This window comes from Streptacidiphilus sp. MAP12-20 (assembly GCF_041262525.1).
In the GTDB taxonomy this organism is placed as follows: Bacteria; Actinomycetota; Actinomycetes; order Streptomycetales; family Streptomycetaceae; genus Streptacidiphilus.
The window spans coordinates 45,374-61,655 of sequence record NZ_JBGCCK010000022.1 but is presented as its reverse complement, the minus strand read 5'-3'; the positions used below and the strand labels follow the sequence as shown (position 1 = coordinate 61,655).

The 16,282-nt window shown below is 72.0% G+C and carries 10 protein-coding genes; 9 read left to right on the top strand and 1 reads right to left on the bottom strand.

The window, feature by feature from the left end; genetic code table 11:
* The first annotated feature begins 157 nt into the window (after positions 1-157).
* From ABIA32_RS26235 to ABIA32_RS26205, 7 genes are all read left to right on the top strand, one after another.
* Positions 158-1,687, top strand: coding sequence for a diaminobutyrate--2-oxoglutarate transaminase family protein (locus tag ABIA32_RS26235; RefSeq protein ID WP_370100303.1), 1,530 nt, complete (start codon positions 158-160; stop codon positions 1,685-1,687).
* Entirely contained in the window at positions 1,684-3,960 is a 2,277-nt protein-coding gene (locus tag ABIA32_RS26230; RefSeq protein WP_370100300.1) for a pyridoxal-dependent decarboxylase, read from the top strand. The genes ABIA32_RS26235 and ABIA32_RS26230 overlap by 4 nt, the downstream gene beginning before the upstream one ends.
* Positions 3,957-5,921: an IucA/IucC family siderophore biosynthesis protein gene (locus ABIA32_RS26225; protein ID WP_370100297.1), complete on the top strand. Its 1,965-nt coding sequence runs from the start codon at positions 3,957-3,959 to the stop codon at positions 5,919-5,921. Before ABIA32_RS26230 ends, ABIA32_RS26225 begins: the two co-directional genes overlap by 4 nt.
* A complete protein-coding gene (locus tag ABIA32_RS26220) occupies positions 5,918-6,682 on the top strand; it encodes a GNAT family N-acetyltransferase (RefSeq protein ID WP_370100294.1) in 765 nt (254 codons plus the stop codon). The genes ABIA32_RS26225 and ABIA32_RS26220 overlap by 4 nt, the downstream gene beginning before the upstream one ends.
* Before the next feature lie 93 nt (positions 6,683-6,775).
* Positions 6,776-8,209, top strand: coding sequence for a lysine N(6)-hydroxylase/L-ornithine N(5)-oxygenase family protein (locus ABIA32_RS26215; RefSeq protein ID WP_370100291.1), 1,434 nt, complete (start codon positions 6,776-6,778; stop codon positions 8,207-8,209).
* Positions 8,210-8,340: 131 nt separating this feature from the next.
* Positions 8,341-9,192 carry a carbon-nitrogen hydrolase family protein gene (locus ABIA32_RS26210; RefSeq protein ID WP_370100288.1) on the top strand — a complete coding sequence of 284 codons (852 nt, stop codon included), beginning with the start codon at positions 8,341-8,343 and terminating at the stop codon, positions 9,190-9,192.
* Between the two features lie 12 nt (positions 9,193-9,204).
* Positions 9,205-11,289 carry an ATP-dependent DNA helicase gene (locus ABIA32_RS26205; protein WP_370100285.1) on the top strand — a complete coding sequence of 695 codons (2,085 nt, stop codon included), beginning with the start codon at positions 9,205-9,207 and terminating at the stop codon, positions 11,287-11,289.
* A gap of 54 nt (positions 11,290-11,343) precedes the next feature.
* Here ABIA32_RS26205 and lexA read toward each other — a convergent pair whose 3' ends face one another.
* A complete protein-coding gene (lexA, locus tag ABIA32_RS26200; RefSeq protein ID WP_370100282.1) occupies positions 11,344-12,177 on the bottom strand; it encodes a transcriptional repressor LexA in 834 nt (277 codons plus the stop codon).
* Positions 12,178-12,663: 486 nt separating this feature from the next.
* Here lexA and nrdR point away from each other — a divergent pair, with 486 nt between their 5' ends.
* Together nrdR and ABIA32_RS26190 are read left to right on the top strand one after the other, a co-directional pair.
* Positions 12,664-13,131 carry a transcriptional regulator NrdR gene (gene nrdR / locus ABIA32_RS26195; protein ID WP_370100280.1) on the top strand — a complete coding sequence of 156 codons (468 nt, stop codon included), beginning with the start codon at positions 12,664-12,666 and terminating at the stop codon, positions 13,129-13,131.
* Positions 13,132-13,242: 111 nt separating this feature from the next.
* Complete coding sequence (locus ABIA32_RS26190) at positions 13,243-16,167, top strand: vitamin B12-dependent ribonucleotide reductase (RefSeq protein WP_370100277.1); 2,925 nt, start codon at positions 13,243-13,245, stop codon at positions 16,165-16,167.
* Positions 16,168-16,282: the final 115 nt, after the last annotated feature.

Sequence of the window (16,282 nt, the reverse complement as noted above, 5' to 3'; positions counted from 1 at the left end):
CCGTTTCTCCTGGCGGGCTTGGTCGTTAGGCCAACGGGACGTCACCCGAAGGGGGTGCGTGCCACCGCAAGCGGGTCTGCTCGTTCGGGTGGTTGGCCGCCCGGTGAGGGCCACGCCCGCGCGGTCGGCGTCCCGACCGCCAGGAGGTACTCAGGCCATGTCCACCACGGCGTTGCCCACTCACCCCGACGCCGCGCTCCGCGGCGGCGCGGAGGCGATCCTCGGCCGTCAGGCGGCCCGCGAGTCCGCCGCCCGGACGTACGCCCGCTCGCTCCCGATCGTTCCGGTCCGGGCGAGAGGGATGACGGTCGAGGGTGCGGACGGTCGCCGCTACCTCGACTGTCTCGCAGGTGCGGGCACGCTGGCGCTGGGCCACAACCACCCCGTGGTACTGGAGGCGATCCGCGCCGTCCTCGACGCCGAGGCACCGCTGCACGTGCTCGACCTGGCCACGCCCGTCAAGGACGAGTTCACCACCGCCCTGTTCGAGACCCTGCCGCCGTCCATGGCCCGGGACGCGCGGATCCAGTTCTGCGGTCCGGCCGGGACGGACGCGGTCGAGGCCGCACTCAAACTGGTGCGGCTGGCGACAGGCCGCGACGGCCTGCTCGCCTTCACCGGCGGTTACCACGGACAGACCGCAGGCTCGCTCGCGGCGACGGGAGACACCTCGGTCCGCGCTGGGCTCGGCATCGGCGGGGCAGGCGGCGTCGGCGGCCAGGTCACGCGGCTGCCGTATCCGTACGCGTACCGCTGCCCGTTCGGGATCGGCGGCACGGCGGGCGCGCGGCTGGGGACGCGGTGGACGAGCTCGCTGCTGGAGGATCCGAAGGGCGGGATCGACCGCCCGGCGGGGATGCTCGTCGAGGTGGTCCAGGGCGAGGGTGGGGTCATTCCCGCGCCGGACGAGTGGCTGCGCGAGCAACGGGAGCTGACGTTGCGTCATGGCATTCCGCTGATCGTCGACGAGGTGCAGACGGGCGTCGGCCGCACGGGCGCCTTCTGGGCGGTCCAGCACTCCGGCGTGGAGCCGGACGTGATGGTCGTCTCCAAGGCGATCGGCGGCAGTCTGCCGCTCGCCGCCATCGTCTACCGCGCCGAGCTCGACGTCTGGGCGCCCGGCGCGCACGCGGGCACGTTCCGCGGCAACCAACTCGCCATGGCCGCAGGGGCGGCGACTCTCCGCTACGTCCGCGAGCAGGGTCTCGACGCCCGCGCGGCCGAGCTCGGCACCAGAATGCTGGCCCGGCTCCGTGGACTGCAACGGGAGTTGCCCGTCATCGGGGACGTGCGCGGGCGAGGGCTGATGCTCGGCATCGAGCTGGTCGACCGGGAGGCCGCGCCGGACGACCTCGGCGCCTACCCCGCCGCGCCGGAGCTCGCCCAGGCCGTCCGGGCGGAGGCGCTCCGGCGTGGGCTGATCGTCGAACTCGGCGGCCGGTACAGCTCGGTGGTGCGGCTGCTGCCGCCGCTGACCATGACGGACGAGCAGGCGGAGGCGGTGTTGGAACGCCTCGCCGAGTCGATCGCCGCCGCCACCCGGATGCTGGGCGGCCCCCGGGCGACGGCTCCCTCCACCACCTCGGCCCCGGCCCGCCTCTCGGCCACGCCGGACCCGGCAGCCCCGACGATCCCCGCGGCGCGCGGCGCCTGGTTCCCGGCCGCCCGAGCGGGAGGGGTGGCGTGAATCTCCCCCCGCCCGACCCGGCACCCCCTGCTGCGACGCCGGACAGCACTCCGCCAGCCACGCGGCCTCCAGCCGACCGGCCAACGGACCCGGCAGGCAGCGGGCCCGCGCGAAGCGCGCCCACACAGTCATCCGGAACCACCCGCCAGCGCGCCGACGCGCAGGGCGGCAGTGCGCAGAGTGCCGACCGGCAGCGCAGTGACCCGCAGGGCACCGACCAGCGGGGCACCAACGCGCAGAACGGCCCGGAGCAGGGCGCCGACCGGCAGCGCGCTGACGCGCAGAGCGCTACCCCGCAGGGCAGCGACCCGCGGAGCGCCACCCCGCAGGGCACCGACCCGCAGACTGCTACCGCGCAGGGCAGCGACCCGCGGAGCGCCACCCCGCAGGGCAGCGACCCGCAGAGTGCTACCGCGCAGGGCAGCGACCCGCGGAGCGCTACCGTGCAGGGCAGCGACCCGCGGAGCGCCACCGCGCAGGGCAGCGACCCGCAGACTGCTACCGCGCAGGGCACCGACCGGCAGCGCGCCGACGCGCAAAGCGATACCGCGCAGTTCGTCACCCCACAGCGCGCCGCCTCAGCGATTTCCTCGGTGGCGCTGGCCGGAGGCGTCGGCGGTTCGGACGCGCTCGCCGCCTTCGTCGCGGAAGCGCTCAACGCTCTGCGCGAAGGCGCGGTCGCGCGGGGTGGACCGCTGCCGGCCGGCGGACCTCGCGGAGTCGCGGACGCGTTGCGTGCACTGCTCACGCCCGGCGCGCTGCTGCCGGAGGTGGGGGAGCCGGAGGCGCTCCTCGAGCTGACGCGGGCGCTCGCCGCAGGCGCCGCCGACCCGGCCGACCCCGCCTGCGCTGCGCACCTGCACGTCCCGCCGCTCGCCGTGGCCGCCGCGGCGGACCTCGCCGTTGCCGCGCTCAATCCCTCCCTGGACTCCTGGGACCAGGCCCCCAGCGGCACGGAGATCGAGACGGCCGTGCTCCGCCTGCTCGCCGGGCTCGTCGGCTTCGCAGAGCCCGACGACGCCACCGGCGTCTTCACCACGGGCGGTACCGAATCGAACCTGATGGCCCTCCTTCTCGCCCGTGACGCCGTGCTGGCCAAGGAGTTCGGCACCCTGACAGGTGGGGCGCTGCCACCGGAGGCGGCCGGGCGGCTGCGGATCCATTGCTCCAGGGCTGCGCACTTCTCCCTCGCCCGAGCCGCGAGTGTGCTCGGCCTGGGCGCGCAGGCCGTCGTCCCGATCGACACCACCGACGACGGCGCGCTCGACCCGCGCCTGCTCGACTGGACCCTCGCTGACGCCCGCACCGCCGGGCACGTCCTCTGCTGCGTCGTGGCGACCGCGGGGACGACGGATCTCGGCGCGATCGATCCGCTCCGGTCCGTTGCCGCCGTGACCGCGCGCCACGGCGTGCGGCTGCACGTCGATGCCGCCTACGGCGGTGGAGCCCTCTTCTCGCGCACGCTCGCACCGCTCCTCGACGGTCTCGGGCTTGCGGATACCGTCGGCCTGGACCTGCACAAGCTGGGGTGGCAGCCCGTCGCCGCCGGCGTCCTGCTCGCCAGGGAGGCCGCGATGCTGACCCCGCTGGAGCAGCGGGTGGCCTACCTCAATCCGGCGGACGACGAGGAGGCCGGGTACACCTCGCTCCTCGGCCGATCCCTGCGCACGACCCGGCGGCCCGACGCGTTCAAGGTCGCGGTCACGCTGCGGACGCTGGGGCGTTCCGGCCTCGGCGCGCTGGTCGACCGCTGCCACGCCCTCGCGCAGCATGCGGCGCGTGCCGTCGCCGCCGAGCCGCGCCTGGAGTTGGTCGCGGAGCCGATTCTCACCACGGTGCTCTTCCGCTACCTGCCGCATGACCAGGCGGCCGCCGAGGAGGTCGACGCCGTCAACGCCGAGTTGCGGCGACGCCTCCTGGCCGAGGGCGCCGCCGTCGTCGGCCGCACCGAGCTGCCCGGCCCCGCCGGCGGCGTCGGCCCCGGCGGCGTGCGGCTCAAACTCACCCTGCTCAATCCCCACACCACCGAGGCGGACCTCGATCGGCTGCTCGCCCTCGTCGTCGCGGCGGGCGCCGCCGTCGAACGCGAGCGATCCGGATCTCCCCCGGACGGGCGCGCCAGCGAGGGCAGTCCGTCGGTGGGGCAGTCGGGGGACCGGTCGAAGGATGACCGGACGAAAGACGGCCGGACGAATGGCGACCGGCCGAAGGCCCGCCGTGGTGACCGGCCCAGCGACGACCAGCCCAGCAAGATCCAGGAGAAGCCCGCGTGAGCACCGTCCCCCCGCAGCAGCACCCTGCGACACCGTCCGCCGCCGCCGTCGCGGTCGTCGGAGACGACACGGATCCGCTACTGCAACCGGATCCGGCGGCCGCCGCGGATGCCGCCGCCACCGAGAACCTGTTGCGCTGCTGGGTCCGCGAGACCGGGGCCGTCGTGCCCGCGCGTGGCGGCGTGCTGCACATCGTCCTGGGGGACGGACTCCTGCTCCGCGCGCCGGTTCGCTATCGGTCGGCGTCCGGCTGGCACCGTTTCGGCGCCGCGCAACTGACTGCGCCCGGTCTGCATGCCGAAGCGGCGGTGCGGCCCGTCGACGCGGTGACCCTCGCCTCACTCCTCGCGCGCTCGGCGGTGGAGTCGGTGAAGGCGGCGGAGGCGGCGGACAGCACCGCCGGTGCCTCGCTGCCGCCCGCCCCGCCGCCGTCGCCTGCGCACGTAGCGGATCTCGCCGGGCGGGTCGCCGACTCCGTCCGACGGACCGCGCAGTTCGTCGCGCACCGGCGCGCCGCCGCCGAGCCGGGCCCGGCCGTCACCCCGTTCCTCCGCTCCGAGCAGGCGCTGATCCTGGGCCATCCGCTCCATCCCACTCCCAAGAGCCGCGAGGGTCTCGGGGACGCCGAGGCCGCCGCCTACGCGCCGGAACTACGCGGCGCGCTGCGGCTCCACTGGTTCGCCGTGGACCGCGAACTCGTCGTCGCCGCCGAGGGAGCAGCGCCCACCTGGGCGGGCGGAGCCGAGCTCGGCCTGGCAGGGATGGCGGCGACGACCGCCGAGCTGCGGGGGGAGGACGGACCGCCGGCCCCGGAGGGCATGGTGCTGCTGCCGGTGCACCCTTGGCAGGCGCGGGAGCTGTCCAACCGGCCGGTCGTACGGGCGCTCCTCGACGAGGGCCGGGTCCGCGATCTCGGCCCGGCCGGGGGCCTTTGGCACCCGACCTCGTCCGTGCGCACCCTCTACCGGCCGGGGACTCCCTGGATGCTCAAGCTCTCGCTGGGCCTGCGCATCACCAACTCCCGCAGGGAGAACCTCCGCAAGGAACTGCTGCGCGGCGCGGAGGTCCATCGGCTGCTCGAGTCCGGCCTCGGGGCGCAGTGGCGCGCTGCCCACCCAGGCTTCGACATCGTCCGCGACCCAGCCTGGATCGGGGTCGACCTTCCAGGCACGGCCGAGGACCCGTCCGCCGCGAGCGGCTTCGACGTCGTCTTCCGACAGAACCCCTTCGGCGCGGGCGAGCAGGCGCACTGCCTCGCCGGGCTCGTCGCCGAACGCCCCTGGTCCGGCGGACACCGATCCCATCTCGCGGAGGTGCTGCACCGCCTCGCCGCCCGTACCGGACGGCCGGCGCAGACGGTCGCGACCGAGTGGTTCCTGCGGTACCTCGACGCCGTTGTCCTGCCCATCCTCTGGCTCGACGGGCACGCAGGTGTCGCCCTGGAGGCACACCAGCAGAACAGCCTGGTCGTGCTCGACCAGGACGGCTGGCCCGTCGGCGGACGCTACCGCGACAACCAGGGTTACTACTTCCGCGACTCGGCCGCAGCCGCACTGGAGGCGCGACTACCGGGAATCGGGCGGGACAGCGACACCTTCGTGCCGGACGCCGTGGCCGACGAGCGCTTCGCCTACTACCTGGGCATCAATCATCTTCTGGGTCTGGTCGGAGCGTTCGGCTCGCAGGGACTGGCAGACGAGCCGCTGCTGCTGGCCGCCCTGCGCCGGTTTCTCGCGGGCTCGGCGGCCTCGACCGGATCCACGCTCCCTGACCGACTGCTCGGCACCGAGGAGCTGCGCTGCAAGGCGAACCTGTTGACCCGCCTGCACGGCATGGACGAACTCGTAGGCCCCGTCGAGACCCAGTCCGTCTATGTCGCCTTCGCGAACCCGCTTGCGCAGCCCACCGAGTCGGCGGCGTCGGCCGTTAGCCCCCAGGCCCTGGCCGGAGCGAGCGCGTGAACGACCAGCACCACCCGCGTTGGTCGCCTGCAGCACCCGCCGCCCCACCCGCCCCAACCGCGCCCCCCGGGGTGCCCGCGCAGCCTCGCAGCACCCCACACCCGCACGCTGGGCACCTCGGCACGGCCCACCCCCCGCCCGGCGGCCCACAACCAGGCGGCCCGCAGCACGGCCGTCCCCCGGTGGCTCACCGCTCCCGACGGGACGACCTGCTCGACGGCGTCGGACGATGGGGCGTCATGCACACCCGGCACGGCGACTTCCGGCTGCAACCGGTCCGGCTCGCCCGTGACCTCGCGCTGCTCGTCTCCTGGATGAACGATCCCGTCGTCTCCGCCTTCTGGGAGCTCTGCGGACCCGCCGAGCTGACGGAGCACCACGTGCGCACCCAGCTCGACGGGGACGGTCGCAGCGTCCCGTGCCTCGGGCTGCTCGACGGAACACCGATGAGCTACTGGGAGCTCTACCGCGCCGATCTCGATCCGCTCGCCCGGCACTACCCCGCCCGCCCGCACGACACCGGTCTGCACCTGCTCATCGGCCCCGCCGAGCGGCGCGGCCGCGGCATCGGCGGCACGCTCATCGGCGCGCTGGCCCAGCGGGTGCTGCGCGAGCGACAGTCCGCCCGGCGCGTCGTCGCCGAGCCGGACGTGCGGAACCTGCCGTCCGTGCGTGCCTTTCTCCGGGCGGGGTTCCGCTACGACTCGGAGCTCCTGCTGCCGGAGAAACACGCGGCGCTGATGGTCTACGAACGCGGCTGAGCCCGCGGCGCACCCCATCTCGCCCCTCTCGGTCCATTGCCTCCCCCTTGACCCGCCCCTGTTACCACCCCCGAACCCGGAAAGCACCTGTCCGTGGAACTTTCACGCCTCTCGGCCCTCGAGGCCGACCCACGCCTTGACGGCCTGCCCTACGACCTCGTCGGGGTGGGCCTGGGTCCGTTCAACCTGTCCCTCGCCGCACTCGCCGACGGCGTGCCCGCCCTGCGCACGGTCTTCCTCGACGCCAAGCCGGAGTTCAGCTGGCACCCCGGTCTGATGATCGAGGGCGCGCGGATGCAGGTGCCGTTCCTGGCCGACCTGGTCTCGCTGGTCGACCCGACCAGTCCGTGGTCGTTCCTGGCCTACCTGCGTGAGCGGCAGCGTCTCTTCCCGTTCTACTTCGCCGAGCAGTGGCATCTCTCCCGGCGCGAGTACGAGGACTACTGCCGCTGGGCTGCAGAGCGGCTGCCCAACTGTCGCTTCGACAGCCCGGTCAAGGCCGTCCGCTGGAACGGTGACCGCCAGCTCTTCGAAGTCGAGGTCCCGGGCCAGGAGCCCTGTCTGGCTCGCCATGTGGTGCTCGGCGTCGGCACCGAGCCCGTCGTCCCCGCCGCGTTCGCCGGGCTGCTCGGCGACGGCGGCCCTGTGCTGCACTCCGAGGAGTACCTCACCTCTCCCCGCTCTCCTCGCACCGTAGCGGCCGCCACTGACATCACGGTCGTCGGCTCGGGCCAGTCGGGCGCCGAGGTCTTCCTCGACCTGCTCCTCCGCCGCGGCGCGAACCCCGGCCAGCGCCTCCGCTGGATCACCCGCAGCGCGGCCCTCGCGCCGATGGAGTACTCCAAGCTGGGCCTTGAGCATTTCACCCCGGACTACACCCGCTTCTTCCACGCCCTGCCCGAGCGGGTCCGCGACGCCCTCGTGCCGAGCCAGTGGCAGCTCTACAAGGCAGCCAGCGCGGAGACGCTCGCCGCCATCCACGACGCGCTCTACGAGCGGACCACGGCCGGCGGCGACGCCGAGGTGGAGATCGTGCCGGGCACCGAGGTGCGCACCGCCAGGCGCGGACCCTGCGGCGGCCTCGAGCTCCACTGCGCCCACACCCCGACCGGCGCCCAGTACGCGCTCCGCACCGACGTCGCGGTCCTCGCCACCGGATACGCGCCGCGCCGCCCCGCGCTGCTCGATCCGGTCCACGATCTGATCGACTGGGACGAGCAGGGCCGCTACCGCGTCGGCCTGGACTACCGGGTCGGCCTGCGCCCCGATGTCACGGCCGGGCTCTACGTGCAGAACGCGGAACTGCACACCCACGGCGTCGGGACGCCCGACCTCGGCCTTGGCGCCCACAGGGCGGCCGTGATCCTCAACGCCGTGAGTGCCGACGTCCTCGGCCGCACCGTGCACCGCCTGCCCGAGACCACGGCGTGGACGACTTTCGGCCGCCCACGCAGCGCGACGGATCTGGAGCCCGGCCGACGAGACGAGCCGGCCGCGCTTCCCGCGATCTCCGTGCCCCTCGCCTGAAGCCCTGCGATCCGGACCTGCCCGCCCGGACCTGCCCCGCTCGCGGACCCGTCACGACGGCCGCGATGAAAGACCCGCAGGGCTGGTTCACCCCTGACAACGCACCACCCGGGACGCTACGCTCCACGTCCATGGATGATCTCCAGCGGACGCCGACCGCGCCTCTCACCCTCGCCGCCGGCCAAGCCGCCTGCGTGCCCCTGGACCTCGTCGCCAACGCGGCCACCGCCGCCGACCTCGTCCGCCGCGCCGCTGATCGCGGCGCCGCCCTGCTCGTCCTGCCGGAGCTCTTTCTGAGCGGCTACGAGCTCCCCGGCATCGTCGCCGATCCGGCGCACCACACCACGAGCGCCGAGGACCCGCGCCTTGACCCCCTGCGCGCGGCCTGCGCCGACCGTCGCACCGCCCTCGTCGTGGGCGCACCCACGCTCGCCGAGGGCCGACTGCACATCTCCGCGCTCGCCTTCGACCGTGACGGCAAGCTAGCAGCCACCTATGACAAGCAGCACGTGACGCCCAACGAGCGCGCCCACGGGTTCGCCCCCGGCGGCGGAGGCTGCACGCTGACCCTCGACGGCTGGCGGTTCGGGCTCAGCATCTGCTGGGACTCCTCCTTTCCCGAGCACGCACGGGCTGCCGCCGTCGACGGCTGCCACGCCTACCTGAACGGCGCCATGTTCGGTCAGGGGTTCGTCGCCAAGTCCAACACCTTCCTGTTCCCTGCCCGCGCCATGGACAACACCTGCTACATGCTGCTGGCCAACCACAGCGGTCCGAGCGGCCCCTACGTCGGCGGCGGCCACAGCGCGATCTGGGGCCCGCTCGGCGAGCAACTGGCCGACGCCGGGGAGGCAGACCCCGGCCTCGCCGTCGCCGTTGTCGATCCCGAGCGGCTTCGCGCGGCAAGGGAAGAGGAACCCGTGCTGGTGGATCCTTCGCTGGCCGTGACCGCAGGGCCCAGAATTGTCGGTGGCGCCCTCTAGGGTGGAGGTGCCATGAGTGACGACATCCTTGAGCCCGCCGCGGCCGAATCCAGCACCCCCTCCGAGCCGGCAGCGCCGAGCGGCGAGGCAGACCCATCGCGCATCCGCGAGCTGCTGCACGCCGCGGTGACGGCGGTGGGCGGCGTCGAACGGCCGGGGCAGATCGCCATGGCCGAGGCGGTCGCCGGAGCGGTCGACAACAACGAACAGCTCCTCGTCCAGGCCGGCACGGGCACCGGAAAGTCGCTCGCCTACCTGGTCCCCGCTCTCGCGCACGGGGACAGGGTCGTCGTCGCCACGGCGACGCTCGCGCTCCAACGTCAGCTCGTCGAGCGCGATCTGCCGCGCACAGTCGATGCCCTGCATCCGCTGCTGCGCCGACGGCCGCTGTTCGCCATGCTCAAGGGGCGGTCCAACTACCTCTGTCTGCACCGCGTCCACGAGGGCGCGCCGAGCGACGAGGAGGACGGCCTCTTCGATCCGGCCGAGGCGCTCGGCGGTCCCAGCAGCAAGCTGGGCAAGGACATCATGCGGCTGCGCGACTGGGCCGACGAGACCGAGACGGGCGACCGCGACGATCTGTCACCCGGCGTTTCCGACAAGGCCTGGGCGCAGCTCTCGGTCAGCTCGCGGGAGTGCCTGGGGTCCACCAAGTGCCCCTACGGCGGCGAGTGCTTCGCCGAGGCAGCGCGTGAGCGCGCCAAGCTGGCGGACGTCGTCGTGACGAACCACGCCCTGTTGGCGATCGACTCGCTCGAAGGCGCGCCGGTGCTGCCCGAGCACGGCCTGCTCATCGTCGACGAGGCGCACGAGCTCGTCGCCCGGGTCACCGGCATCGCCACCGCGGAGCTGACGACCACGGGGGTGAACCGGGCGGTCAAGCGCGCCGCCAAACTCGCCAACGAGAAGGCCGTGGACAAGCTCCAGGCCGCCGCCGAGAACTTCCACGGCTTGATGGAGCTCGCCGACGCCGGCCGTGTCGAGGAGCTGCCGGAGAATGTCCACTACGCCGTCGCTGCGATCCGCGAGGCCTCCCGCGAGGTCATCACCTCGCTCGGCGAGGTCCGCGACAAGGGACTGACGGACGAGGACGCCGTCCGCAAGCAGGCGATGGCCTCTCTCGAGACAATCCACGACACGACGGACCGGCTGCTGGAGGGGTCCGTCTACGACGTCGTCTGGATCGACCGCAATGACCGCTTCCTGGCCGCGCCCGCCTCGCTGCGGGTCGCCCCGCTCAGCGTCTCCGGCCTGCTGCGGGAGAGCCTCTACACCGAGCGCTCGGTGGTGCTCACCTCGGCCACGCTCAAGCTCGGCGGGGACTTCACCGGCGTCGCCGCCTCGCTCGGTCTCTCCTCGACCGGCCGCGACGACGTGGGGGAGGCCCTGGACGGCGCGGCGCCCGCGCCGGTCTGGCGCGGCCTGGACGTCGGCTCTCCCTTCGACTACCCGAAGCAGGGCATCCTCTACGTAGCGCGCCACCTGCCCCCGCCGGGACGCGACCCGGACCGTCCGGAGATGCTGGCCGAGCTGGCCGAGCTGATCCAGGCCGCGGGCGGCCGGACGCTGGGCCTCTTCTCCTCCATGCGTGCGGCGCAGCACGCGGCGGAGGCGTTGCGGGAGAAGGTGCCGGGGGAGATCCTGCTCCAGGGCGAGGACACCCTGGGCGAGTTGATCAAGAACTTCTCAGCGGATGCGGAGAGCTGCCTCTTCGGCACGCTCTCGCTCTGGCAGGGCGTGGACGTCCCCGGGTCGGCCTGTCAGCTGGTGGTGATGGACAGGATTCCGTTTCCCCGGCCCGACGACCCGCTGATGAGCGCTCGGCAGAAGGCGGTGGAGGAGCACGGCGGCAACGGCTTCATGGCCGTGGCGGCCACGCACGCCGCCCTGCTGATGGCCCAGGGCGCCGGCCGGCTGATCCGTTCCGCGGAGGACCGCGGGGTCGTCGCGGTGCTCGACTCGCGTCTGGCCACGGCGCGTTACGGCGGATTCTTCCGCTCTTCCATGCCCGACTTCTGGTACACGACAGACCGCAATCAGGTGCGCCGATCGCTCGCGGCGATCAACGCGGCCGCGGTGCCGGTGCGCAAGCGCTGAAAGCGATCGGGGCGCGCGAGGCAATGCCTCGCGCGCCCCGTCCAAGGCTGCCGACTAGAGACGGCGCAGTACCGCGACGACCTTGCCGAGAATCGTGGCGCTGTCGCCCGGAATCGGCTCGTAGGCCGAATTGTGCGGCATGAGCCAGATATGTCCGTCCTCGCGCTTGAGGCGCTTGACCGTGGCCTCGCCGTCGATCATCGCGGCGACGATGTCGCCGTTCTCGGCGACGGGCTGACGGCGCACGGTGACCCAGTCGCCGTCCATGATCGCGGCCTCGATCATCGAGTCACCGCTGACCTTGAGGACGAACAGTTCGCCGTCGCCCACGAGTTGGCGCGGCAGTGGGAAGACGTCCTCCACCGACTGCTCGGCGAGGATCGGTCCACCGGCGGCGATCCGACCGACGAGCGGAACGTAGGACGTGGCGGGGCGGCCGCCGTTGGCGTCGGGGACCGGGCGGGCGACCTCCATACCGCGCACCTCGTACGCGCGCGGACGGTGCGGGTCGCGACGGAGAAAGCCCTTGCGCTCCAGGGCCATCAGCTGGTGGGCGACCGAGGAGGTGCTGGACAGGCCGACGGCCTGGCCGATCTCCCGCATGCTGGGCGGGTAGCCGCGGCGCTGGACGGAATCGCGGATGACCTCGATGACGCGGCGCTGCCGTTCGGTGAGCCCGGCCTCGTCCGTGCGGATGCCCGGCGGGCGTCCTGGGAGCGAGCGCGCGGGGCTTTCTTGAATATCCAAGGAGTGTCCCGAGGAGTGCGTGGCGGAAGGCCCGCTAGCCTGGTCCGGAACGAGGCCGGAGGTTCGGTTTCGCGTTTCTTCCTGACTGGCGAACTGGGAGCGTTCCTGCACCGGGACGGTGCTGCTATCGGCGATGGTCACGGCGGCCCCTCTCAACCTACGGACGTTCTCCCTTGAATAGGCCAACGGTAGGTCCTATCGAAAGGTTGCGCCAAACACACGTTCGAGTGAATTATTGCCGGAAACCCTGAACTGATCAAGGTTTCGGGTGTATTTCCACCCCGCCGTGCGATCGCTTGTTCGAGTCGAATCCTCTCACGGATCATCGCGGGGCGCGGGCGAAACGACTCGCGGCTACCCCTGCGCAGGGGCTCGCCGGCCTCCTGCGGCCAAGCGGGTGAGGCTTCCCCGTGGCTCCTCCCGACTGACCTGCGCCGATCGCGAAGCGTGATCCGAGGGACACGACACGCGGTGCTTGAATGGTGCGCGCCGCACCAGATCTAGTGGTTACATTGGTCCCCGCAGCCCACAAGTTGTGGTCCCGGTGGTCTTCGCCGTCCGCGGGATCGCCTAGACTGACGGCTGCTCCGGACCGAGCAGAGACCTGAATCAGGAGGGGAGCGGGACGTGCACTGCCCCTTCTGCCGCCACGCGGACAGCCGAGTCGTCGACTCGCGCACGACCGACGACGGCAGCTCGATCCGCCGCAGGCGCCAGTGCCCCGACTGCAACCGCCGCTTCACGACGGTGGAGACCGCCGCCTTGATGGTGGTGAAGCGCAGCGGGGTCACCGAGCCCTTCAGCCGCGACAAGGTGATCACCGGAGTGCGGAAGGCCTGTCAGGGCCGACCCGTCACGGAGGACGCCCTCGCGCTGCTGGGCCAGCGGGTCGAGGAGGCCGTCCGCTCCACGGGAGCGGCCGAGCTGTCCACCCACGATGTCGGTCTGGCCATACTGGGCCCGCTCAAGGACCTGGACCTGGTGGCCTACCTGCGATTCGCCTCGGTCTACCGGGCTTACGACTCACTCGAGGACTTCGAGGCCGCGATCGCGGAGCTCCGCGACGACCGGCCCCCCGCGCCCGTGCTCCGATAACCCTCGGCACTTCGGAGCCGTGCGCGCGCAGCACAGCAGCATCACACGAACCAGCAGGCGACCCCGGGAAGACGCGGGGCGCTCAGGGCGTTTGCCCAGGAGGAGGCGGCAATGACAGATACGACCAGCGGCTCCCGTACCGGCAAGAACGGCGCGGCCAAGGGCGGCAAGACCGCAGCGGCCGGCGCCAAGGCGGGCGCGGGACTGCGTATCGAGCGCATCTACACCACCCCGGGCGTCCATCCCTACGACGAGGTGGCCTGGGAGCGTCGTGACGTCGTCATGACGAACTGGCGTGACGGCTCGATCAACTTCGAGCAGCGCGGCGTCGAGTTCCCCGACTTCTGGTCGGTCAACGCGGTCAACATCGTCACCAGCAAGTACTTCCGCGGCGCGGTCGGCACCCCGCAGCGCGAGTGGAGCCTGAAGCAGATCATCGACCGCGTGGTTTCGACCTACCGCGCCGCCGGCGAGAAGCACGGCTACTTCGCCTCGCCCGCCGACGCCGAGGTCTTCGACCACGAGCTGACCTACGCCCTCCTCCACCAGGTCTTCTCGTTCAACTCGCCGGTCTGGTTCAACGTCGGCACCTCCCAGCCCCAGCAGGTCAGCGCCTGCTTCATCCTGGCCGTCGACGACTCCATGGAGTCGATCCTCGACTGGTACAAGGAAGAGGGCATGATCTTCAAGGGCGGCTCCGGCGCCGGCCTGAACCTCTCCCGGATCCGCTCCTCCAAGGAGCTGCTCTCCTCCGGCGGCAACGCCTCGGGACCGGTCTCCTTCATGCGTGGCGCGGACGCCTCGGCAGGAACGATCAAGTCCGGCGGTGCGACCCGCCGCGCGGCCAAGATGGTCGTGCTCGACGTGGACCACCCGGACGTCGAGGCCTTCATCGAGACCAAGGTGAAGGAGGAGGAGAAGATCCGCGCGCTGCGTGACGCGGGCTTCGACATGGACCTGGGCGGCGACGACATCACGTCCGTCCAGTACCAGAACGCCAACAACTCGGTGCGCGTCTCGGACGAGTTCATGGAGGCCGTCGAGAAGGGCGAGCAGTTCGGTCTGCGCGCCCGGATGACCGGCGAGGTCATCGAGACCGTCGACGCCAAGGGCCTGTTCCGGAAGATGGCCGAGGCCGCGTGGGCCTGCGCCGACCCGGGCATCCAGTACGACTCGACGATCAACCACTGGCACACCAGCCCCGAGTCCGGCCGCATCAACGCGTCCAACCCCTGCTCGGAGTACATGCACCTGGACAACTCCAGCTGCAACCTGGCTTCGCTGAACCTGATGAAGTTCCTGCGCGACGACGACTCCTTCGACGCCGTGAACTTCGCCAAGGTCGTCGAGCTGGTCATCACCGCGATGGACATCTCCATCTGCTTCGCGGACTTCCCGACGCAGAAGATCGGCGAGACCACCCGCGCCTTCCGCCAGCTCGGCATCGGCTACGCCAACCTCGGCGCCCTGCTGATGGCCACCGGCCACGCCTACGACTCCACGGGCGGGCGCGCGCTGGCCGGTGCCATCACCTCGCTCATGACCGGTACGGCGTACAAGCGCTCCGCCGAACTCGCCGCCATCGTCGGCCCGTACGACGGTTACGCCCGCAACGCCGAGCCGCACCAGCGCGTCATGCGTCAGCACGCCGACGCCAACGACGTCGCGACGCGCATCGACGACCTGGACACCCCGGTCTGGGCCGCCGCCACCGAGGCCTGGCAGGACGTCGTCCGTCTGGGCGCCAAGAACGGCTTCCGCAACGCGCAGGCCTCCGTGCTGGCCCCGACCGGCACCATCGGCCTGATGATGGACTGCGACACCACCGGTGTCGAGCCCGACCTGGCGCTCGTCAAGTTCAAGAAGCTCGTCGGCGGCGGCTCGATGCAGATCGTCAACGGCACGGTGCCGCGTGCGCTGCGTCGCCTGGGCTACCAGGAGGAGCAGGTCGAGGCGGTCGTCGCCTACATCGCCGAGCACGGCAACGTCGTGGACGCCCCGGGTCTCAAGCCCGAGCACTACGAGGTGTTCGACTGTGCGATGGGCGAGCGCTCCATCTCCGCGATGGGTCACGTCCGGATGATGTCCGCGATCCAGCCCTGGATCTCGGGTGCCATTTCCAAGACGGTCAACATGCCGGAGAGCGCGACGGTCGAAGAGGTCGAGGAGATCTACTTCGAGGCCTGGAAGCTCGGCGTGAAGGCGCTGGCCATCTACCGCGACAACTGCAAGGTCGGCCAGCCGCTCTCGGCGAAGACGAAGGAGCCGAAGCCGGAGGCCGTTGCCCCGGCTGCCGCCGCCCCGGTCTCCGCGACCGAGAAGGTCGTCGAGTACCGCCCGGTCCGGAAGCGTCTGCCCAAGGGGCGTCCCGGCATCACCACCTCGTTCACGGTGGGCGGCGCCGAGGGCTACATGACCGCCAACTCCTACCCGGACGACGGTCTGGGTGAGGTCTTCCTGAAGATGTCCAAGCAGGGCTCGACCCTGGCGGGCATGATGGACGCCTTCTCCATCGCCGTCTCGGTCGGCATGCAGTACGGCGTGCCGCTGGAGACCTACGTCTCGAAGTTCACGAACATGCGCTTCGAGCCGGCCGGTCTGACCGACGACCCGGACGTGCGGATGGCGCAGTCGATCGTCGACTACATCTTCCGCCGCCTGGCCCTGGACTTCCTGCCCTTCGAGACCCGCTCGGCGCTCGGCATCCACTCCGTCGAGGAGCGTCAGCGCCACCTGGAGACCGGCTCCTACGAGCCGACCGACGAGGAGGACGTGGACGTCGAGGGCCTGGCCCAGTCCGCGCCCCGCGCCACCGCCGCTCCGGCCCCGGTCGTCATCCAGACCACCCCGGCCGCCGTCGCTCCGGCCGCCGTCGCTCCGGCCGCCGTCGCTCCGCACAACTCGACGGAGCTGCTGGAGATCCAGCAGGGCATCAACTCCGACGCCCCGCTCTGCTTCTCCTGCGGCACCAAGATGCGCCGTGCCGGCAGCTGCTACCTCTGCGAGGGCTGCGGCTCGACCAGCGGCTGCAGCTGAGCCACCAGCGCTGAGCGCTGATCGTTCGACCTGTGAGGGCGCCGACTCCGGTCGGCGCCCTCGCGGCGTTCGCGGACGGATGGACGCCGTTGCGTTGCACAGCCGCCCACCGGGA